Genomic DNA, 21,159 nt, shown 5'->3' on the forward strand with positions numbered 1-21,159 from the left:
AGGCCAAACGCTCAGAACCATTCATTTCCAAATCAATAATAATTTGAAACCTGCATATCTTATAATTTAGGTTTTGGAAACGGATGTCAGTTTTTCATCGTTTACAGCATCCCCGCCCTTTGCTAAATCCCGATAGAAAAAATCGGTATACCGCTGCCGGTCAGGTTTATTAAACTCAGGTAAGGTGTTTCGAGACAGGAACTTTGTACCTAAACCTATAGACTTTGTCATCCTGAGGAGACGAAGGATCTCAAAGGAGTTAAATCAAATATTAGTTTAAAACCTATATATCGCATGGTTTATATTTCGGAAACGAATGTCCGCCTTTATTATAGGAATGCATTTACTGAAAAGGATGTTGATTAAAAGCAACCTGACTCATGGCACTTTTTTCATATAAGGCAATGCACGATTGATTAAATTGAGGATCAAAGTTTACTTCTCCCGGTTGCAATGCTTTTGGCAGAGCTGTATTTTCCATAAAGAAGTAAACTTTGGTATTGCCGTATTTGGTATGGGGCATTAAATTGCCATAATCTTCCAGCTCTTTCCAAATACTATCCTTAACCGTTACCACATAAATTCTTTGAACGGGTCCGGTATTATTGGCATTTCTATATTTAACTATTTCGGTAAAACCTGCTTTCATATCCGCTACGCCAGGCTGATTAAAAGTATCTTTCACGATAAAGAAAGTTAAAATTAAAACAGCGGCAGCAATAAGGTAAGAAAGCACTTTTTTGTTCATGCTTACAATAAAGGCAATATTTTTTCCATAACTGTCAATCCCTCGTCAATATGTTTTTGCTCAATACATAAAGCCGGACGGAAGCGAATGGTTTTATTGCCGCAACCTAAAAACATTACATTGTTTTCCAGTCCTTTGGCTATAAAAGCATTGCGCATCTCTTTGTTAGGGAAATCGAAAGAACATAATAAACCACGGCCACGTACATTACTCATTTTATCGAATTTATATGCCAGGTTACCCAGGTTTTCTTTCAGGTAATTACCCATTTGTACCGCATTATCGCAAAGTTTATCCTCTTCTATAATCTGTAAAATCTGGGTAGAGCGTACCATATCCACTAAATTTCCGCCCCAGGTTGAATTAATCCGGCTCGGAACTTTAAATACATTGGTTTCAATCTCATCAACTTTGTTGCCCACTAAAATACCGCAAACCTGCATTTTCTTTCCGAAAGCAATAATATCAGGTCTGGCTTTTTCACTAAAATGTTGGTGACACCAGAATTTACCCGTCAGGCCAACGCCTGTTTGCACCTCATCGTAAATTAAAAAAGCTTCATTTTCATCAGCCAATGCTTTAAGCTGAATTAAAAATTCTTCACGCAGGTGGTTATCGCCACCTTCTGATTGAATGGGCTCTACAATAATGGCGCAAATGTCATCTTTATTATCAGCAAAGGCTTTTTTTATCTGTTGGATAGATATTTCTTCTGTTTGTATTGCATGGTTTAGGTTATCGCCCTGCAATGGAAATTTAACTTCCGGGGTACTTACGCGTGGCCAGTCAAATTTGGCAAACCATTTGGTTTTATCGGGTAAGGTATTGGTTAAACTCAATGTATAACCCGTTCTGCCGTGAAAGGCTTTTTCGAAATGTAAAACCTTAAAGCCTTTTTCTTCTGTATAACCTTTGGCAAAGTTTTTTTGAACTTTCCAGTCCATAGCCACTTTAATGGCATTTTCTACTGCAAGGCCACCACCGGCAATAAAAAAGGCATGTGGTAAATAATCAGGAATACCAACCTGAGAAAATGTTTCTACAAACTGTGCATATTGTTGGGTATACACATCAGAATTTGATGGATTGGCTATAGCGGCTTGCAACAAACTGCTTTTAAAGGCTTCGTCGTTAATCATTTTAGGGTGGTTGTAACCTAAAGGAACGGAAGCAAAGCAGGTAAAGAAATCAAGTAATGTTCTGTTGTATTTCGAATCGTAAATGTAAGCGCCATGGCTTTTTTCCATGTCATAGGTTAGGTCGAAACCATCAGCTAAAATATGCTTTTTAAGAGACTCGTTAACGCGATTAGCCGGTACTGTTAATTGATACATAAATTTGGTTTTGGTGTATTTCAAATTTAGTAAAAAGCCCCTAATTTTAAAATTTAGGGGCTTTTTGTACCCGGCAAGCAAAAAATAGGTTTAAACTGTTTAAAGTATGATTTTGGCAAAAATATGACTGAATGCCTAAGAAATGTGGAAAACTTTTTTGTTCGGATTCAGAAAATATGGAGCCTGCGGGTCGATTTTTTACCATCAATCTGCATCCTTCATTACAAAAAGGTACGATCGGGGTAATCCCCTTTTAATATCCTTACTTAATCCTGATAATCATAAATGTATTTGTCGGCCGTTCGTAATTTTGGTAGTCTGATTGGGTATAAGTTCTTTTTGATGAGTTGCTATCCTTGCCATTTACACAGCCGCACCGTACCTTTATTTAATAAAAAAGGAAACACATATGAATACTGAAAAAGCCATTTTGGCGGGCGGTTGCTTTTGGGGTGTTGAAGAGTTATTTCGTCATTATCCGGGTGTAATCTCTACCGTAGTGGGTTATACAGGCGGAGATGTACCTAATGCAACTTACCGCAACCATGGTACACATGCTGAAGCTATTGAAATTACATTCGATCCTGCGCAATTATCTTACCGTAAACTACTCGAATATTTTTTCATGATTCATAACCCAAGTACCCGAAACAGACAAGGAAATGATGTAGGTACCTCATACCGTTCGGCCATTTTCTTTACCGACGAAGTGCAACAGGAAACGGCAAATACTTTAATTGCTGAAATGGAAGCTTCGGGCAAGTGGCCGGGTCAAATTGTAACAGAAGTGGTTGCCGCAACTGATTTTTGGAATGCCGAAGAAGAACATCAGGACTATTTGCAAAAGAACCCTTACGGATATACCTGCCATTTTGAAAGACCGGAGTGGAAATTAAGCTAATTAATAGTACAAGCCGTAAATTTTACCCGGATAATTGCGATAACACATGAAATGGATAACCAGAGAACGACCAAAAATAGACAGAATAGCCTGCCCCTGGTTAATTAAGAAATTTGTAGATGATCAGGCCGAATTTATTTATGTTCCATTTAACGAAGTTATTAATAAGGCAAAAGAACTGGATGCCATTCCTTTTGATATTCCGGATGTAGAGTTTACCCATTATAATGAACAAAGTACTTTCGATTATATCGTAAAAAAGTACAATATAAAAGATCCCGCTGTTTTAGTAATGGCTGGAATTGTTCGCGGAGCAGATACCGACCGACATAATATTGCAAAAGAATCTGCAGGTTTGTGGGCAATTTCTGCTGGCCTTGCGTTTAATATTAAAAATGACTATAAGCTACTGGAAACAGGTTTACTCATTTATGATGCTTTGTACAGTTGGGCTACTCATTTATATACAGAAAGACACTTGCAGAATAGTCCTTTTGAAAACTTATTGTACGAAGCTTATGATAAATTTTTAAAGACAAAAAAAGCAGATAAAAAGAAAATACCAAACTGGGTTAAAGAGTTAAAAGAAATTATTCAGGATCAGGTAGATACCCAACTTGCCTTTGATATGAAAAAAATTTCGAATGATTTAGAGCTTAATCCTTCCTATTTGTCGAGAGAGTTTTCGAAATATTTTGATGATCTTAATTTTGGCGATTATATTAGAAAAATACGTATTGAAAAAGCAATAACCTTAATTCAAAGTTCGAACTACTCTTTAACCAAAATCGCTTACCTCACCGGTTTTTCTGATCAGAGCCATTTTACAAGAATATTTAAACTTCATACAGGTAAAAATCCATCCGTTTATCGGAAAAACCTTATAAAAAGTAAACCAGATACAAAAGGTAATTAACCTGCTATTTCTTTTGTTTAGCCAATAATAGCTTTGCTTGTATTAGATGCAAACATATCATGGCGCAACTTCGGTTCATTTTTCTTATTTTTTTTATCTCAATCAGTTTATCATCGTTTTCACAAACGATTTATCCTAAAGTTAATGGTTATGTAGGCATCGTACATCCAATTGTTAGCTTCAGTAAAGATGAAACTATAACCAATTTTAAAAACTATTATCAAGTTGGTTTTCCAACAGGTATTAACATTTGGAAAAGCCAGAAGATTGGATTTTCCCTTGAAGTTGTTCCTTTTATAAAAGCAGAAAACGGAAGCAGTAAAATGAATAATTTCCTGTTTCATCCGGGCGTATTGGTATCATTAGGCAATGGCTATACATTTGTAGGTAGACTTGCATTTGAAACAGCCGGACGATATGGCGTCACTCCGGTATTTAACAAAACAATTAAAAAGAACACCAGCAGCAGCTATTATGTTGCTATTCCATTACCAGTGAGGTTTGGCAATGATAAGCCAGCAACATTTGGATTGGCATTTCAGCTTGGTTTTGCTTTCTAAAACCAATTTGATATGGATGAAAAACCTGCATATACACTTAAACAACTTATTTTTTATTTTCTAAAATTAGGTTCAACGGGTTTTGGTGGTCCTGTAGCATTAGTAGGTTATATGTATAAAGATTTAGTCGAAAATCGAAAATGGATTTCAGATGATGAGTATAAGCAGGGGCTGGCATTGGCCCAATTAGTTCCGGGGCCTTTAGCTGCTCAACTGGGCATTTATTTGGGCTTTGTTCACTATCGTGTTTTAGGTGCAACCTTAGTGGGTATTGCTTTCGTTATTCCTTCTTTTATTATGGTTGTATTGCTGGGGATGGCATATAAACTTTATGGCGGGCTTGCCTGGATACAGGCCGTTTTTTATGGAGTAGGCGCTGCTGTAATGGGTATTATTGCAAATAGTTCTTATAAGCTAACTACAAAATCAATAGGTAAATTTAACCTCGAATCTTTTAAACAAAATTGGTTACTGTGGTTGTTCTTCGGCACTGCGGCGGCAATAACTTTTTGGACTCAACAAGAAAATATTTTACTCTTTATTGCCACAGGCCTTCTGTATATGTTTGTTAAAGTACCACCGAAATGGTTATCTAGTAAAACAAGCAGCATCTTCATCTTGCTTAAAATTGCTTTTTTGACTGATGAAAATTCTACACTTACCAAAATTGCACTCTTTTTTGCAAAGGCAGGAGCATTTGTTTTTGGTAGTGGTTTGGCAATTGTCCCATTTTTACATGGTGGGTTAGTAACCGAAAATCATTGGCTAACAGAACAACAATTTGTAGATGCAGTTGCTGTAGCAATGATTACACCAGGCCCGGTAGTTATTACAGTTGGCTTTATTGGTTATTTGATCGCAGGTTTCCAGGGTGCTTCTGTTGCTGCGCTGGCTACCTTTTTACCCTGTTATTTATTTACGGTTATTCTGGCGCCATTCTTTAATAAAATAGTTAAAAATAAATCTATAAAGGCTTTTGTAGATGGTATAACCGCAACTGTTGTTGGAGCTTTGGTCGGTGCAGTTATTGTTATAGCCAGCAGAAGTATATTAGATTTTCCAATGGCCCTAATCGCAATTATTACAATATTGGCCCTGCTGTATATTAAGAAAATTCAGGAACCTTATGTTATTATGGTTGCAGCAATTTTAGGGGTTTTTATAAAACTTATATTGTATTAAATTGCTCTAAGCGCCCAGGTTTCTCTGATTTTTCCAATTGTACCGGCCTGTTTAACTAAACTGTTCATCAATTCACGGCTTACATATTTAACCGATGACAGCTGATGCCAAACCGAAGTAGCTTTAGTAACCAGTTTAAACCCATGCGTCTTAAAAAAAGCTTCAGCCTGCTCAAAACTCTCAAACTTATTGTCTTCTACATGGTGTGCATCTAAAAACTGACCAAAAGCGTCTGATTTAGCCGCCTGCCCCAAATCTTTTTTTATGTAAATATCAGCTGTAATCCAATAACCGCCCCGCTGCTTTAATGCCCGGTGTATAGTTTGGCAAAGCGAAGCTTTTTCTTCGGGATTTAAATACATGAGCAAACCCTCGTTAATAATACTCAGTTTACCCGCAGGCATTTGATTAACCACTTCATTAAAGGCACTTTCATCCATTGCATTAAGAATTTTGGTTTGCAGCTTACCCTTTAAATGCAATTGTTCCTGACGGATCAGTTGTTCAGTTAAATCCCGCTTAATTTGAATCACTTCTGCTAAATCCGTATCGAGGTAAAAAACATTTGGATGGTTAAGCGCCATGTTCAAACCTCTGAAAGAGAAACCCGAAGAGATTTCGAGTACGTTTAAGCTGCCTGAAGCAAAAAGTAAACTATCTAAAGATAAATACCGGCTCTCAAAATGCAGCAACCGTTTTAAAAAGAGATCATCATGTTGATCACCCGCCAGCTGATCAACTACATCGTTACCCAAAATTAGCCTGGCTGCATCCGCTATAAAGGGAATAGTAGTTAAGCTTTTGGTAAGCAATAAAGCTTTAGCCGATGGACTGATGGAACTGTAATCGCGGTTCATTTTGGATTGAAAATGTGAATCAAAAATAGCATAAAATTATAACTATATCTTTAAAGCACTGTTTCAATATTTATGCTCATTACAGCTGTTAATATCTGAATTACAAAATCAATAAAACGTTTAAATTAAATAATTATGGATATAGGAGATACTTTGCCCGTATAGCCTTAAACTTCTGCAATCCAGGTTCCCAGCTTTTTCTGATGTCTGCTTCCGATACGCCTGCTATAATCTGTTTTCTTAATTGATCGGTACCAATACGTAAATCAAAAGCTGATATATCCTGGTTCTCTCTTCCTGGAGCAAAGAAATTAGCCTTATCCGGGTAAGCATTATATAATTCAATTAACCACGATAAATCAATTTGGCGGTTTTTCCGAAGCTTGTTAATATCATAATTGCGAAAATCGAGGCCATAACAAACAGCGTCTTTGTGTCGTGGACTCTCGCTCATTCCGGGAATACTTACCGGTTGGTACGAAAACGAATACTTGCCTTTTAATGCGGGCGCTCCCAAAATAGTAAACGGCATATAAGTTCCCCGGCCTTCATTAATAGCAGTTCCTTCAAACATGCATAAACTTGGAAAAAGCATAACAGCTTGTTGTGTATTTAAGTTTGGTGAGGGGTGTATCGGTAATACATAAGGCATCTCGTGATTATAGTTGGCAACCTTTATAATATTTATTTTGCATTGTTTTTTCAGGTAGCCTTCGCCATTAAGGTATTGTGCAAATTCACCAATAGTCATACCATGTGTCATCGGGATATAATGGATCCCTATGGCAGATTTGAATTTATCATCAGTCATTACCGGCCCATCTATTACATATGCATTAGGATTAGGCCGGTCAAGAATTAGCAGTTCTTTGTTGTTCTCTGCACAGGCTTCCATTACATATTCAAGCGTATTAATATTAGTATAGTAACGGCAGCCCACATCCTGAATATCAAAAACCATAAGATCAATATCGGTCATCTGGTCTTTTTTTGGTTTTTCGTTTTTGCCATATAAAGAGATTATTGGAATACCGGTTTTAGCATCTATTTCATTACCCACTACAGCTCCATTACTGGCATTGCCTCTAAAGCCATGCTCAGGTCCAAACACTTTTACAATTTTGATCCCAAGGCTTACTAAACTGTCTACACTGCTTTTTTTGCCGATTATGGAACTCTGATTTGCAACCAGACCAATTCGTTTTCCTTTTAGATATGGTAAGTATTTTTCAGTCTGGTCGGCACCTGTAATAATTCCCCGCTTACCGGATGTACTTTGATTTGATGATGCAATTTGTGCAATGCACGTAATGTTGCTGATTACCAGAAGCGTTAAAAAAAGTATAGAAATAAATCTCATCATTTTTAAAAGGTTTATAATTTCTTTATGACCATTAGTATTTGCATGATGTATCTATAAGCCACAAGGACTAAATTAGTAAATTTGGCTAAAGTATCATATATATGCCGTAGGTTATATACTAAATTATGAAGGTAGGCGGAGGCTTGTATGCGGTAGTGTTATTTTAAGTTTATCACTTGCAAGATGAGGAATGTACCTGATTCCTTTATTGTAGCTGTTTACGATGCGGTTTATAGTTAATGTAGTTGGTGTTTTTGTTACTACCAGCTATATTTTAGCCCTGTATTACTCAAGTTTTTCTTTCATGCCCAAAATACCCAACAATCCACCTGTATGGATGGCCAGTATTTTATCTTCTTTTTTGATTATCCCTTTTTGTTCCAGATCAACAATCGAATAAAACATTTTTGCTGTGTAAACCGGATCAATTAACAAACCAGTTTTCGCTATGAAAGTTTTCATAAAGCCAGTCAGCTCTGGTGTTGTTTTGGCGTAACCACCAAAATGGTAGTCGGTATGCAGAATGAGGTGCTCAGATATAGAGACATATTTTGCAATTTCATCCTTAATAAAAAGTCCTCCTTTTAAAACAGGAATCATATGCAGTTTAGTTTCCAGGTTATTTTGTTGTATGCCTTTTAATAAACCTGCTGCTGTAGTACCCGTACCGACAGCACAAAAAATGTGATCGTAAGCTAGCGGTAATTCATTAATAATTTCTGCACAGCCGGAGATAGCTTCAGCAGATGCCCCGCCTTCATCAATGAAGTAAGCGGCCTTATCATTACCAAAATGTGTTTTATACAGTTCAATTTTGTTTTTATAACTTTCCCGGTCTGTAAAAATCAGCTTCATTCCATACAAAGTACAAAGCATCAGTATTTCATTTTTAACAGCTTCACCCCGCACAAAGGCAGTCGATTTTAAATTCAGTCTTGCTGCTGCGGCAGCTGTAGCCAATAAATGATTGGAATAAGCGCCTCCAAAAGTTACAATATGAGATTTTTGTTCAGTCTGGAGTTTTTGAATGGCGTACTTCAACTTTCTCCACTTATTGCCCGAAATATAAGGATCAATTAAGTCATCCCTTTTTACAAAAAGATTGTTAAAAAGAGCAAACTCTAATTTATGTACAGGACTGTATATTTTTTCAAACACGTGTAAAAATAAAAAACACCTGCAAATTGCAAGTGTTTTTATAATTTTTTAGGGAATTATTACTTGAAATAAATCTTTCTTACCAGATAAGGAAAGAAATTAAGCACGATTTTAACGTTTTGAGTAAAATTTTTCATATCCGTTATTATTAGGTATTCACGATACACAAATAACAAGCCAAATATTTATAATGTATTGATCTGGATTAAACTTAACACAAAATTAATATTAAACCAGTTTTTCGATGATTAGATTGGAGGATGTAAGGTATCACTATATCTAAAAATAGTATTATGTATTGTCTAATTGTATACAAAATAGAACGATCACTATATCAATTGGATACAATTTTATAGATGATAACCTGTCTAATTAATTCCTCAAATTTCGCCATGCATATTGAATGAAGTATTCAGGTTAAAATTGTTTTCCAATTCTAAATCATTTAAAAAAAATCTTAGCCTTAAAAGTTTATTTTTGCAGGATGGAAAATGAGGTAGAGCTTCAGGAATCAGAAGAACAGGATTTATATGAGCACTTAAGGGTAATTGTTGACAAGGGGCAATCCTTGTTAAGAATTGATAAGTTTTTAATGCACCGGGTAGAAAATGCTTCCCGAAACCGTATTCAAAACGCGATTGAAGCCGGGAATGTATTGGTTAACGAAAAACCAATTAAGGCAAGCTATAAAGTAAAACCTGCTGATGAGATTTCGATTGTTTTACCACATCCACCACGCGATACTGAGGTTTACCCCGAAGATTTACCTTTAGATATTGTTTACGAAGACAGTGATTTGCTGGTTGTTAATAAAGCCGCAGGCATGGTTGTACACCCTGGTTTTAATAATTATACAGGAACCCTGGTTAATGCTTTGGCATTTCATTTTGAGCAATTACCACAATTGCCGGGCAACGATGGCAGGCCAGGTTTGGTACACAGGATTGATAAAGACACCTCGGGTTTATTGTTGATTAGTAAAAATGAAAGATCAATTACTCATTTGGCCAAACAATTTTTTGACCACAGTATTACCAGAAAATACATCGCTCTGGTATGGGGCGATATTGAAAATGATGGTACTGTAACCGGTTATATCGGCAGAAGTGTGAAAGACCGTCGTGTAATGGATATTTACGATGATGAAGAAAAAGGAAAATGGTCGGTAACACATTACACTGTTTTAGAGCGCTTAGGCTATGTAACTTTGATTAGCTGCCAGCTTGAAACCGGACGTACACATCAAATCCGGGCACATATGCAGCACATTGGGCATCCTTTATTTAACGATGCAACCTATGGCGGAGATAAGATTTTAAAAGGAACAACGTTTAACAAATACAAACAATTTGTTGAAAACTGCTTTCAGTTATTGCCAAGACAAGCGTTACATGCACAGTCACTGGGTTTTATTCATCCCACAACAAAAGAATATATGTTTTTTGAATCGGCTTTACCCGAAGATTTTAAAGCAGCATTAAATAAATGGAAAAATTATACCGCTACCTCATAAAATATGCCCCAGGACTACCTTTTGTTTAATGATGAATATTATGCGGCAGACGCTCCAATTATAAGTGCCTCAAACCGGAGTTTTAAATTCGGTGATGGCCTTTTTGAGAGCATGCGAATGATTAATAATAAACTGCAATTTGCAGATTTGCATGCTGACAGGCTTATTGCCGGAATGAAAGCGCTTAAAATTGACGGACACGCCTTGATGGACGATTATTTTCTGCGTCAAAAAACAGCTGACCTTTCTAAAAAAAATAAGTGGAATGGAAATGTACGTTTTCGTTTATCTGTATATCGTTCAGGTGCGGGTGTTTATACCCCTGAAGCAAATAAAGCCGGTTATGTTTTAGAAGGCATTCCTTTAAAAAGTAATCTGTATGATATTAATGCCAAAGGTTTAATTATCGATGTGTTTGATGAAATGACGAAACCCGTTAACAAACTGTCGAACTTTAAAACAGCCAATGCCTTGCTGTATGTCATGGCCGGGATTTTTAAAACCAATAACCGCCTGGATGAAGCCATGATTTTAAATCAAAATGGTTTTTTGTGCGAAAGCATCAGTGCAAATGTTTTTGTGGTATATAATAAGCAAATTTATACACCGGCCTTAACCGAAGGTTGTATTGGTGGTGTAATGCGTACCGCCGTAATGCAAATTGCAAAAATGAATAATATACCTTTAATTGAAGCGCAGATCAATCCTGAGATTTTAAAAGAAGCAGAAGAGGTTTTCATTACTAATGCTACACAAGGTATACAGTGGATAATGGGCTATGGCCGAAAACGCTATTTTAATGAAGTTTCAAAATTTTTAATCGAGAAATTGAATAGTTTTTAATCTCGTGCAGGTTCAGTTTTATCAAACGGAAAATGAATTATTAAAACCTTATTTAGAAGGTAACTACTTTCTTTTCAAAGATAAAACGGAAGAAGATATAAAATACCTTACTTTCCTGAATAATTTACTTAACCTTTCAATTTACCGGAATGCTCGGCAAAAATGAAAAGTCTATTTTTCTAAATATTCCTTTAAACTTGTTCTTACAATGTGATTCCATCCTGCCTCAAAGCTTTTACGGGCAAAATTCGGATCATCCTTAGGAAAAGTTTCTGTGCCGGTATGTGTAAGCTTAACACGGCTGCCTGTAGCCGTTTCAAAAATCTCCCAGGTTACAACCGAATTGCCTTCATAGTTATCATATTGCCAGGTATATGATAGTTTTTTATTTTCTTCCACTTCTGTTACCTTACAAAGATGCAGGTATTGCTTGTATTCAGCCCCGCCAAGAAAATCAAATTTAAATCCAACCTGAGGTTTGAAATCCTTTAACTCAAAATACCAGCTTTTCATCTCGTCCTTATCCGTTAGGGCCTTCCAAACTTTATCCGTTTTTACATCGATTAGCTGTTCTACTATAATTGGGTCCGTTTTCATAGCTTAAATGTTTAATATTGACTAATTATAACCTCATTCCTCTTAAAAAATCTTCAACAGGCATTCTTTTTTTGCCTTCATATTGTATATCCATAAGTTTTATAAAACCATCTTTGGTGGCAAATTTCAAATAAGTTTTACCGTCCGTTAAAAAGCTTCCGGCAGAAATGCCTGGCTCTTTATCTTCATATACCGCTTTAAAAATTTTAAGGGTTTTATCATTCAATGTGGTAAAGGCCGTTGGATAGGGACTTAAACCCCTTATTAAATTGTAAACCGATTGAGTGGTATTGTTCCAGTCTATTTTACAATCTTCCTTAAATATCTTTGGTGCATGTTTTAAGTCATTACTCTGCGGTTGTGGCTGTTCGGTAAAGTTATTTTCTTCAATGGCCTTAACCGTTTTAACCAATAATTTAGCTCCAACCAACATCAATTTATCGTGCAAATCTCCTGCGGTTTCATCATCAGCAATGGCTACACTGTCGCTCATAATTACATCTCCGGTATCAATCTCCTGCTTTAAAAAGAAAGTAGTTACCCCGCTTTCTTTTTCGCCGTTAATAATAACATGGTTAATTGGTGCAGCACCGCGATACTGAGGCAAAAGCGATCCATGTAAATTAACAGTTCCCTTTGGAGGCATATTCCAAACTACCTCAGGCAACATTCTAAAAGCAACAACAATTTGTAAATCCGCATTAAAAGCTTTAAGCTGAGCTAAAAACTCCGGATTTTTAAGTCTTTCGGGCTGTAATACCGGAATGCCTTTTTCCACGGCATACTTTTTAATAGCACTTTCATTTAATTTTTGTCCGCGGCCAGCAGGTTTATCTGGTGCGGTAACCACCGCAACCACATTAAAATTGGCCTGTACAAGTGCATCTAAAGAAGCAACGGCAAAATCGGGGGTACCCATAAAAACTATTTTCATCAGTATATGTTGTGTTTCTAGCTGTTTATAAAAAACGTGTGTATCTACATTTAAGTTTTACAAAATAACTAAAAAATAAATCATACTTACAGGTTAAAATGGTACAAGGCAAAGAAGTTGTTAAAGCGAACGGATTGGTTTATGTTACCGATGTGATGCCCGGAATTTACCGGAAAGGAAAGGCTGGAGAATTTTATTATGAGGATAAAGACGGACATAAAGTTACAGATGAAAAACACCTGGACAGAATTAAAGCACTCGTTATTCCACCTGCCTGGCAAAATGTATGGATTGCCAATAAACCCAATGCCTATTTACAGGTAACAGGAATTGATGCTGCAGGAAGAAAACAATATAAATACCACGCCAAGTGGACCAGCAGGCGTTCTGATCATAAATACTATCGTTTATACGAATTTGGAAAGGCTTTGCCTGGAGCACGCAAACAATTGGCTAAAGACCTTAAACGTAAAGATTTTGATGAACGTAAAGTACTGGCAATTTGTGTGGATGTGCTCCAAAAAACACTTATCCGTGTGGGTAATGAAAATTACAAACAGCTCTATGGTTCTTTTGGATTAACAACGCTTAGAGATAAACATGTTAAAATAAACGGAAGCAAAATTAGCATGGATTTTGTAGGTAAAAAGGGGGTATTGCAACAGGTAGAATTGAATGACCGCAACCTGGCAAAGCTGGTTAAAAAATGCAGGGATATTCCCGGGCAGGAGTTATTTCAATTTTATTCTAACGGAAAAGAACATAAAAGTGTTGATTCCGGTAAGATTAATAACTACATTAAAGAAATTACCGGTGATGATTTTACGGCTAAAGATTTTAGAACCTGGGGTGGTACATTGGAAGCCTTAAGGCAATTTGCAAATTGCAGTAGTGACGAAAATGTTAATACAAAAAAAGTAATGATTACTGTGCTGGATTGTGTTGCAAAAAAACTGGGAAATACCCGGGCCGTTTGCAAGAGTTCTTACGTATACCCGCTTTTGCTTACCGCTTATGAAAATAATGAATTGAAAAAATTTATGGAAAAGATGAATTCTAATCAAAGTATAACCAAAACGGGTTTGGGACATGATGAAAAGGTGTTATTGTCTTTTTTAAAATCAACAACTAAATAAAAGAAATTATATTTGCGATCCTAAATCTTTATGCAGCTTGACCTTGATAATAATTCAGATTTATTTAATCTTTTAATAGAAGAGTCGGCTATGCCGATAGCTTTATATGAAGGGGAAAATATGGTAATTAAGGTGGCTAATAAAGCCATATTAAAAGCCTGGGAAAAAGATTGCTCTGTAATTGGAATGGAGCTAGCCAAAGCTCTTCCTGAACTGGATGGGCAACCTTTTATGCGCATTTTAGAAGATGTTTATACTACTGGAATTGCCTACGAAGCCAAAGAAGATAAAGTGCAGTTAATTCAGGATGGCGTTTTAAAAACCTTTTATTTCGATTTTACTTACAAGCCTTTAAAGGATATTAATGGGAAGGTTTGTGCTATTTTAAATAATGCAACAGACGTAACCGCATTGGTAACGGCCCGGTTGAGGGTAAAAAGGAACGAAGTTCTTTTTAGAAAAATTATCAGAAATGCACCCGTAGCAATTGGTATTTTAAGGGGAGAGGATTTTGTAATTGAAGAGGCAAATAATGGGCTCCTAACTTTGTGGGGCAAATCCAGAGGTGTAATTGGCTCTAAACTGATAGATGGTTTACCTGAATTAGTTGGCCAACCCTTTTTAGATTTGCTAAGTAAAGTTTATACCGAAGGTACATCTCATTACGGTAACGAAACTTTAGCAAGAATAGAACGAAACGGGGTGCTTGAAAACTGTTTCTTCAATTTCGTTTATGATCCGATAAGAGATGAAAATAATCAGATTACCGGGATTATGATTGTGGCCAATGAAGTAACCAACCAGGTAAAAACAAGAGAACGTATTGCGGAAAGTGAAGAGCGGTTTAAAAATTTGCTGCTCGAAAACCCTATGCCAATGGCTCTGTATGAAACCGAAGATATTATCATCAGGCTGGCGAATGATGAGATGCTAAAAATGTGGGATAAGGATAAAAGTGTGATTGGGAAACCAGTGGCGGAAGGCATTCCTGAATTGGTTGGACAACCATTTGTTCCCATTTTGAAAGAGGTTTACCGAACTGGAGTTCCTTACCACGGCGACCAGCAGGAAGCCAATTTAATGATGGACGGAGAGCTGAAAAAAGGCTGGTATAATTTTACCTATAAACCTTTAAAAAATGCAGAAGGTGTAACCTATGGTATTTTACATGGTGCTATTGATGTAACCAAACTGGTGCAGTTACAAAAGCAAAAGGATGAATTTTTAGGCGTTGCCAGTCATGAATTAAAAACACCCGTTACCAGCATCAAAGCATATACCCAGGTTTTAGAGAAACTGATCCGGAATGAAGGGGATGAAAAGAAAGCGAATATGGTGCGCAAAATGGACCAGCAGTTAAACCGGTTAACAGGCTTAATAGGCGATTTATTGGATGTAACTAAAATTCAGTCCGGAAGAATGGTATTTAATCAAACGCAGTTTGATTTTGATTTGGCCATAGAGGAAGTAATTGATGAAATACAACATACCACCAGCAAACATCATATCAATGCAGATTTGCAAAGCAAGGCACTAATTTATGCTGATAAGGAAAGAATAGGGCAGGTGATTATTAACTTCCTGTCAAATGCCATTAAATATTCTACAGATTCGCATCATATAGATGTTAAAAGCTATTTGAAAGATGAAGAGGTGGTTTTAAGTGTACGCGATTATGGAATAGGTATTTCTTCTGATTTATTGCATTTGGTTTTTGACCAGTTTTACAGGGTTGGCGGACATCTTTTACATACTTATCCCGGATTGGGTTTAGGACTTTATATCTCAGCCGAAATTATTAAAAGTGAAGGTGGCAGAATATGGGTAGAAAGCGACGAGGGTGCCGGATCTACATTTTATTTTGCCTTGAAAGTTTAATAACATTAAGCCGGATTATCCAATTTAATCAACCGATATAAGAAGTTATTTCTGTTTATTGATCCTTTGGAGCCTTTTTTATAGGATGAACTGGCTGTTCACTTAGTTCGCGCTCCTTTGCAAGGTTTTTAGAATCAAGCTCTTTTATATTCTGCTTTTCTTCTTTTTTCTTAACCGTTTTATGGTCAACAGGTTCCCGTCCTTTAGGTATCTCCTGCTCGTAATTACTTCCTGGTTTTTTACTTTTTTCTTTTGGTCCGCTCATGTCGAATTAATGATTAAATGCGTAAATAGCGCCATTACAGAAGCCTTTTACGCACTCTATAATTCGCCATTATTTATACAACAAATATTTCTTGCGCATTGTTTTATATGCGCTTAAACCAGGTTCCCAGCTGGCTCTGATTTCTTTTTCTGATTTACCATCAATAATTTGTTGTCTGAAATCAGCAATACCAACCAAACGCTCTATAACACCCATTTCCTTACTTAATTTAGAATTAAAAAAGTCGGCTTTATTCGGTGAATTTTTATAAAGTTCAATCATCCATTGCAGTTGTATGGTTTTGCTTTTTCTGATTTTTTCGATGTCTGCATTTCTTAAGTCTAAGCCATAACAAATCTGATCCTGAAATAAAGGCGTTTCTGACATGCCTTTAATGCTTTTAGGTGTAAAGCTAAAACTGTATTTTCCTTTTAAAGCAGGTGCCCCAACAATAGTAAAAGGATACATTGTACCGCGGCCATGATTTAAATAAGTGCCTTCAAATAAACAGGTTGTTGGATACAACATAATAGATTGTTGCGTATTTAAATTTGGTGATGGCTTAACCGGTAAGGTATATTCCATATCGTGATTGTAGTTTGCAACTTTAATAATATTGATTTTACATTTTACCTTGCCTTTTAGCCAGCCTTCACCGTTTAGCATTTGAGCATATTCTCCAATGGTTAAACCATGGGCAATAGGAATAGGCTGAACCCCAATACCCGATTTAAATTTTGGATCTAAAATAGGCCCGTCAATTAAATAACCATTAGGATTTGGACGATCAAGGATTAAAAGTTCTTTATTGTTTGCCGCACAAGCTTCCATAACATACTGCAGCGTATTGATGTACGTGTAAAAACGAACCCCCACATCCTGAATATCGAATACCATAATGTCAATATCGGCTAAATCCTCAGCAGTTGGTGTGCTGTGTTTGCCGTATAATGAAATTGCTTTAATTCCGGTTTTGGTGTCTACCGCGTCATCAACATGAACACCGGCGCTGGCATTTCCTCTAAAACCATGCTCCGGACCAAAAATCTTTTCAATTTTAACACCTCTTTTAAGTAAACTATCCACTACGGTTTGATTACCAATAATGGAGGTAGGGTTAACCACCATACCAACACGTTTCCCTTTTAAAAGAGGCAGGTATTTTTCAGTTTGTTCAGCACCGGTTTGCATAGTGCCTGCTTTTGCAATCGCTCTCTCGCGGTCTATTAAAGTTGTACTGTGTTTAGTTTTTAAATCGCCGTCTAATGGTTTAGGCTGTCCGCACGCAGAAAGACAAATAAAGCCCGAAAGTGCAATGCCAATGTAGGTTCTCATCATTATATTAGGTTCTGATCAATTATTCCTTAAATATTTATACACTAAGGTATCAAACAATAAAAGGATTTTACGGTTAAACTTCTGCTTTTTCTAAATAAATGCCTTTATTTAAAAGGAATTAAGCATTTTTGCTAAGTTACAAATTTATCAAATTGAATTTCGAATATTTTATAGCCGGGCGGATTGCCATTAAATCTGAAAGAACTTTTTCTAAGTTGATTGTTCGTATCGCCATTGCTGGTGTAATGCTTAGTCTTGCTGTAATGATTCTTTCTATTGCTATTATTAAAGGCTTTAAGACCGAAATTCAGGATAAGGTACGCGGTTACCTTGGCGATGTACAAATTACACGCTATGATTTAAATAATTCTTTTGAGCATTCCCCATTTGTTTTAGATGCCACAACAAAATACCGGCTTAATCATAATTCTGCTATAGATTATTACTCTTTTTTTGCCACCAAACCTGCAATTTTATCTGCCAATAATGAAATTGAAGGCATTAATTTTAAAGGCGTTGATAAAAATTACAACTGGGATTATATAAAAAAACACCTGATTAATGGCCGCGTAATCAATTTTGCTGATAGTACAAAAGCGATGCAGGAGTTATTAATTTCTAATTATACGGCAAACAGACTTAAGCTTAAAACAGGTGATGATTTTGTGATGTATTTTGTTCAAAATCAACTCAGACCACGCAAGTTTAAAATTGTGGGTATTTATGATATTGGGGTTGAGGATATTGATAAAGGTTTTGTGCTGGGCAACCTGAATATTGTTAAACGGTTAAACAACTGGAAACCGGATGAAATAGGAGGGGTTGAAATTAAAATTAAGGATTTTGACCGGTTAAATCCCGTTGCAGATCATATTTATGAGAACCTGCCGACCACACTTCGATCCTATTCTATTAAAGAAAATTTTCCGAATATTTTTACCTGGCTGGGGCTTTTAGATATTAACACGAAGGTTTTATTAATCCTGATGCTCATTGTTGGGGTAATTAACATGATTACCGCTTTGCTAATTATGATTTTAGAGCGAACCAATATGATTGGAATGCTAAAAGCTTTTGGAGCAAGTAATTTCAGCATTATGAAAATCTTTCTCTATAATTCTGCTTATTTAATTGGTATTGGTTTATTACTCGGTAATATTTTGGGTTTAGGTTTGGGTTTTTTCCAGCAGGCCACTCATATTTTTAAACTAAACCAGTCTTCCTATTTCCTGGCTTATGCCCCAATAGAGTTTCATTTTATAGATGTATTGCTGTTAAATGTGGTTACTGTAGTGGTGTGTTTAACTGTATTGCTTGTTCCATCTTTATTAATCAGTAAGGTGTCGCCTTTAAAGGCCATTCGGTTTAAGTAACGGGCTTTTTAAGCTGAAAGTTTGATTATTGATTCAGTTCAGTTAAAAATACAAACCGGGGCAACAACCACAATAAAAGGAAAGAATAAAAATCACCTTACAAATTCCAAACTTATGACGCCCCGGTTTGTATTTTGCAAAAATCGGAGAGCGCATCATGCACTTATCAGCCTCCTATTAGGTAAGCACATGCCAACTCTTTTTAGCTTATATGGATAAATTATAGGCAGGCCATCAACCGCAGGGTTACCCGGTTAATCAGTTGTCTGTCATTATGAATACGAATGAAAGATTAAAAACGCTACAGCATCAACAAAAAATTAAACGGAAAGCCAATCAATGCCTTGCATGGCGTTTAAAAACTCAGTTCTGGGTGGCAGGTTTAAATATGGATAGGTCACTTTTGAAAGATATAAACCTGTTGGGTGTGCGGGTTCTAAAAGTTTCGGCGTTTCCAGTGTAATCAACAGATTTTCAAATTCATCTACACTTAAATCTCCTTTACCGACTTTTAAAATTTTCCCCATTAAAATGCGGATCATTTTGCTTAAAAAGCGATTACTGGCAATATGAAAACGAATGCGGTCGCCCTTGGCATTTACAAATAAACCGGCATCCATTACATTACAAATGGTGTGTTCGTATTTATCTGGCTGGGTACAAAAAGCCCTGTAATCTTTATATTCAGGCAACAGGTTTACTGCTGCTTTCATCTGCTGTAAATCGAGTTGTTCTTCCAGATAAAAAGAACTTTGAGTACTTAAAAAGGGATCTTTATAGGTATGGATAAAGTAATCGTATTGCCTTTGTACGGCATCAAAACGGGCATGAGGTAAACCCTCCATTTTAATAATATCAAAAATGGCAATGTTTTGAGGCAGGGCCTTATTTAAGCGGTAGAGCAGATCAAAATCATAACCCTGTTCTATATCCGCATGGAAAAAAAACTGACTGGCGTGTACGTGTGCATCCGTACGTCCGCAACCAATAATCGGAATCGTTGTTTTAAAAATCTGTAAAAGCGCTTTTTCCAAAACATCCTGCACACTTAAAATGCCCGGTTGTTTTTGCCAGCCGTTATAATGCTGGCCCTGGTATGCGATGTGAAAAAAATACCTCATTTATAATTTCTTCGCCTCATTCCAGTATATATCCATTTCGGCCAATGTCATATCAGCTAAGGCCTTTCCATTTTCTTTGGCTTTGTTCTCTAAATACTGAAAACGTTTAATGAATTTTTTATTGGTCTTTTCCAGTGCATTTTCGGGGTTGATGTTAATGAAACGGGCATAATTAATCAGAGAGAAAAGTACATCTCCAAATTCCGATTCTGCCTTTTCCTGGTCTATAATGGTGTTATTGTCGACATTAAATTCTGCCTTAAACTCCTGCAACTCTTCCTCAACCTTTTCCCAAACCTGGGTTTTATCTTCCCAGTCAAAACCTACACCACGAGCCTTTTCCTGAATCCTGGATGCTTTAACCAGTGCCGGTAAAGAAGCCGGTACACCTGCTAAAACAGATTTATTGCCTTCTTTTAGCTTAATTTGTTCCCAATTGCGTTTAACATCTTCTTCATTTTGTACTTCTACATCGCCATAAATATGCGGGTGTCGGTTAACGAGTTTATCACAAACGCCGTTTAATACATCAGTAATGTTAAAATCATTGTTTTCCGAAGCAATTCTTGAATAAAAAACCAAATGCATCATTACATCACCCAATTCTTTTTTAATCTCGTCAAGGTCGCCTTCTAAAATGGCATCCGAGAGTTCGTATGTTTCTTCAATAGTCAGGTGGCGCAGGGTTTCCATGGTTTGTTTCTTATCCCATGGGCACTGTGTACGTAAGGTATCTAAAACGGTAAGTAAACGTAAAAAAGCATCAGCTGGGTTACTGGCACTGGCAGGAATCGGATTGTTAGGCATTGCAGATTTTTTAGACCGCTAAATTACCAAAACATAACACAGCTACCAAAGTAAATGATTTGATATAGAAAATCAGTTTTTGGTTACCTATATCCTGCCATCGTTCAATTTTTAATTTCATAGGTAATGTTAGTGTTTCTGCAATTAGTGTTGGTGCTCCTGCCATCAGTGTTATTTATTCGCTCAAGTTTTTAGTATTCTATGATATGATTGCATTCTTCATACGCGTACGCCAACGCCAAGGGCTTTGCGAAGTTGCGGCAATTTCGAAGCCGAGTACTTTCGGTGACTGTGAACGAAGTTATGGAAAATATTAGTACAATTTTGCACAAGAA

The 21,159-nt window shown here is 36.5% G+C and carries 22 protein-coding genes; 9 read left to right on the forward strand and 13 right to left on the reverse strand.

Annotated elements, in window-relative coordinates:
* Positions 1-66 precede the first annotated feature (66 nt).
* The 3 genes from O0955_RS12245 to lat form a co-directional block, all read right to left on the reverse strand.
* A complete protein-coding gene (locus tag O0955_RS12245; RefSeq protein ID WP_269427834.1) occupies positions 67-231 on the reverse strand; it encodes a hypothetical protein in 165 nt (54 codons plus the stop codon).
* Between the two features lie 112 nt (positions 232-343).
* Positions 344-748: a hypothetical protein gene (locus tag O0955_RS12250; protein WP_269427835.1), complete on the reverse strand. Its 405-nt coding sequence runs from the start codon at positions 746-748 to the stop codon at positions 344-346.
* 2 nt (positions 749-750) lie between these two features.
* A complete protein-coding gene (gene lat / locus O0955_RS12255; RefSeq protein WP_269427836.1) occupies positions 751-2,082 on the reverse strand; it encodes an L-lysine 6-transaminase in 1,332 nt (443 codons plus the stop codon).
* A 409-nt stretch (positions 2,083-2,491) separates the two neighbouring features.
* On the opposite strand from lat, the gene msrA reads away from it, so the two are divergent.
* From msrA to O0955_RS12275, 4 genes are read left to right on the forward strand one after another with little or no spacing between them, the layout of a single operon-like run.
* A complete protein-coding gene (msrA, locus tag O0955_RS12260) occupies positions 2,492-2,983 on the forward strand; it encodes a peptide-methionine (S)-S-oxide reductase MsrA (RefSeq protein WP_269427837.1) in 492 nt (163 codons plus the stop codon).
* 46 nt (positions 2,984-3,029) lie between these two features.
* Positions 3,030-3,899, forward strand: a complete 870-nt coding sequence (locus O0955_RS12265; RefSeq protein ID WP_269427838.1) for a chromate resistance protein ChrB domain-containing protein — start codon at positions 3,030-3,032, stop codon at positions 3,897-3,899.
* Positions 3,900-3,958: 59 nt separating this feature from the next.
* On the forward strand, positions 3,959-4,459 hold the full coding sequence (locus O0955_RS12270) for a hypothetical protein (RefSeq protein WP_269427839.1): 501 nt from the start codon (positions 3,959-3,961) through the stop codon (positions 4,457-4,459).
* Positions 4,460-4,471: 12 nt separating this feature from the next.
* Entirely contained in the window at positions 4,472-5,641 is a 1,170-nt protein-coding gene (locus O0955_RS12275; protein WP_269427840.1) for a chromate transporter, read from the forward strand.
* Here the strand turns inward: O0955_RS12275 and O0955_RS12280 are convergent.
* The 3 genes from O0955_RS12280 to O0955_RS12290 all read right to left on the reverse strand — a co-directional run bounded on the left by O0955_RS12280 (position 5,638) and on the right by O0955_RS12290 (position 9,019).
* The gene (locus O0955_RS12280) at positions 5,638-6,498 is read right to left on the reverse strand and encodes a hypothetical protein (RefSeq protein WP_269427841.1); all 861 of its coding nucleotides are present in this window, start codon (positions 6,496-6,498) and stop codon (positions 5,638-5,640) included. The genes O0955_RS12275 and O0955_RS12280 overlap by 4 nt on opposite strands.
* A 133-nt stretch (positions 6,499-6,631) precedes the next feature.
* Positions 6,632-7,861, reverse strand: coding sequence for an exo-beta-N-acetylmuramidase NamZ family protein (locus O0955_RS12285; protein WP_269427842.1), 1,230 nt, complete (start codon positions 7,859-7,861; stop codon positions 6,632-6,634).
* 285 nt (positions 7,862-8,146) lie between these two features.
* The gene (locus O0955_RS12290) at positions 8,147-9,019 is read right to left on the reverse strand and encodes a 1-aminocyclopropane-1-carboxylate deaminase/D-cysteine desulfhydrase (protein ID WP_269427843.1); all 873 of its coding nucleotides are present in this window, start codon (positions 9,017-9,019) and stop codon (positions 8,147-8,149) included.
* Positions 9,020-9,503: 484 nt separating this feature from the next.
* Between O0955_RS12290 and O0955_RS12295 the strand changes: the two genes are divergently transcribed.
* Positions 9,504-10,532 (forward strand): RluA family pseudouridine synthase, encoded by a 1,029-nt coding sequence (locus O0955_RS12295; protein WP_269427844.1) that lies wholly within the window; start codon positions 9,504-9,506, stop codon positions 10,530-10,532.
* A gap of 3 nt (positions 10,533-10,535) precedes the next feature.
* Positions 10,536-11,375, forward strand: coding sequence for an aminotransferase class IV (locus O0955_RS12300; RefSeq protein WP_269427845.1), 840 nt, complete (start codon positions 10,536-10,538; stop codon positions 11,373-11,375).
* A gap of 171 nt (positions 11,376-11,546) precedes the next feature.
* Here the strand turns inward: O0955_RS12300 and O0955_RS12305 are convergent, their stop codons facing one another.
* Positions 11,547-11,972, reverse strand: coding sequence for an SRPBCC family protein (locus O0955_RS12305; protein ID WP_269427846.1), 426 nt, complete (start codon positions 11,970-11,972; stop codon positions 11,547-11,549).
* A gap of 25 nt (positions 11,973-11,997) precedes the next feature.
* A complete protein-coding gene (gene fmt / locus O0955_RS12310; protein WP_269427847.1) occupies positions 11,998-12,906 on the reverse strand; it encodes a methionyl-tRNA formyltransferase in 909 nt (302 codons plus the stop codon).
* A gap of 98 nt (positions 12,907-13,004) precedes the next feature.
* Here fmt and O0955_RS12315 point away from each other — a divergent pair, with 98 nt between their 5' ends.
* Together O0955_RS12315 and O0955_RS12320 are read left to right on the forward strand one after the other, a co-directional pair.
* Entirely contained in the window at positions 13,005-14,042 is a 1,038-nt protein-coding gene (locus tag O0955_RS12315) for a DNA topoisomerase IB (protein ID WP_269427848.1), read from the forward strand.
* Between the two features lie 30 nt (positions 14,043-14,072).
* Positions 14,073-15,920, forward strand: coding sequence for a PAS domain-containing sensor histidine kinase (locus O0955_RS12320; RefSeq protein WP_269427849.1), 1,848 nt, complete (start codon positions 14,073-14,075; stop codon positions 15,918-15,920).
* Positions 15,921-15,975: 55 nt separating this feature from the next.
* On the opposite strand, the gene O0955_RS12325 is transcribed toward O0955_RS12320, so the two are convergent.
* Positions 15,976-16,185: a hypothetical protein gene (locus O0955_RS12325; RefSeq protein ID WP_269427850.1), complete on the reverse strand. Its 210-nt coding sequence runs from the start codon at positions 16,183-16,185 to the stop codon at positions 15,976-15,978.
* Positions 16,186-16,254: 69 nt separating this feature from the next.
* A complete protein-coding gene (locus tag O0955_RS12330; protein WP_428982414.1) occupies positions 16,255-17,523 on the reverse strand; it encodes an exo-beta-N-acetylmuramidase NamZ family protein in 1,269 nt (422 codons plus the stop codon).
* A 152-nt stretch (positions 17,524-17,675) separates the two neighbouring features.
* On the opposite strand from O0955_RS12330, the gene O0955_RS12335 reads away from it, so the two are divergent.
* Positions 17,676-18,896 carry an ABC transporter permease gene (locus O0955_RS12335; RefSeq protein ID WP_269427851.1) on the forward strand — a complete coding sequence of 407 codons (1,221 nt, stop codon included), beginning with the start codon at positions 17,676-17,678 and terminating at the stop codon, positions 18,894-18,896.
* 320 nt (positions 18,897-19,216) lie between these two features.
* Here O0955_RS12335 and truA read toward each other — a convergent pair whose 3' ends face one another.
* From truA to O0955_RS12350, 3 genes are read right to left on the reverse strand one after another with little or no spacing between them, the layout of a single operon-like run.
* Positions 19,217-20,017, reverse strand: a complete 801-nt coding sequence (gene truA / locus O0955_RS12340) for a tRNA pseudouridine(38-40) synthase TruA (RefSeq protein WP_269427852.1) — start codon at positions 20,015-20,017, stop codon at positions 19,217-19,219.
* Positions 20,018-20,824, reverse strand: a complete 807-nt coding sequence (mazG, locus tag O0955_RS12345; RefSeq protein ID WP_269427853.1) for a nucleoside triphosphate pyrophosphohydrolase — start codon at positions 20,822-20,824, stop codon at positions 20,018-20,020.
* A 10-nt stretch (positions 20,825-20,834) separates the two neighbouring features.
* Positions 20,835-20,990 (reverse strand): hypothetical protein, encoded by a 156-nt coding sequence (locus tag O0955_RS12350; RefSeq protein ID WP_269427854.1) that lies wholly within the window; start codon positions 20,988-20,990, stop codon positions 20,835-20,837.
* Between the last annotated feature and the right edge of the window lie 169 nt (positions 20,991-21,159).

This window comes from Pedobacter punctiformis (assembly GCF_027213715.1).
In the GTDB taxonomy this organism is placed as follows: Bacteria; Bacteroidota; Bacteroidia; order Sphingobacteriales; family Sphingobacteriaceae; genus Pedobacter; species Pedobacter punctiformis.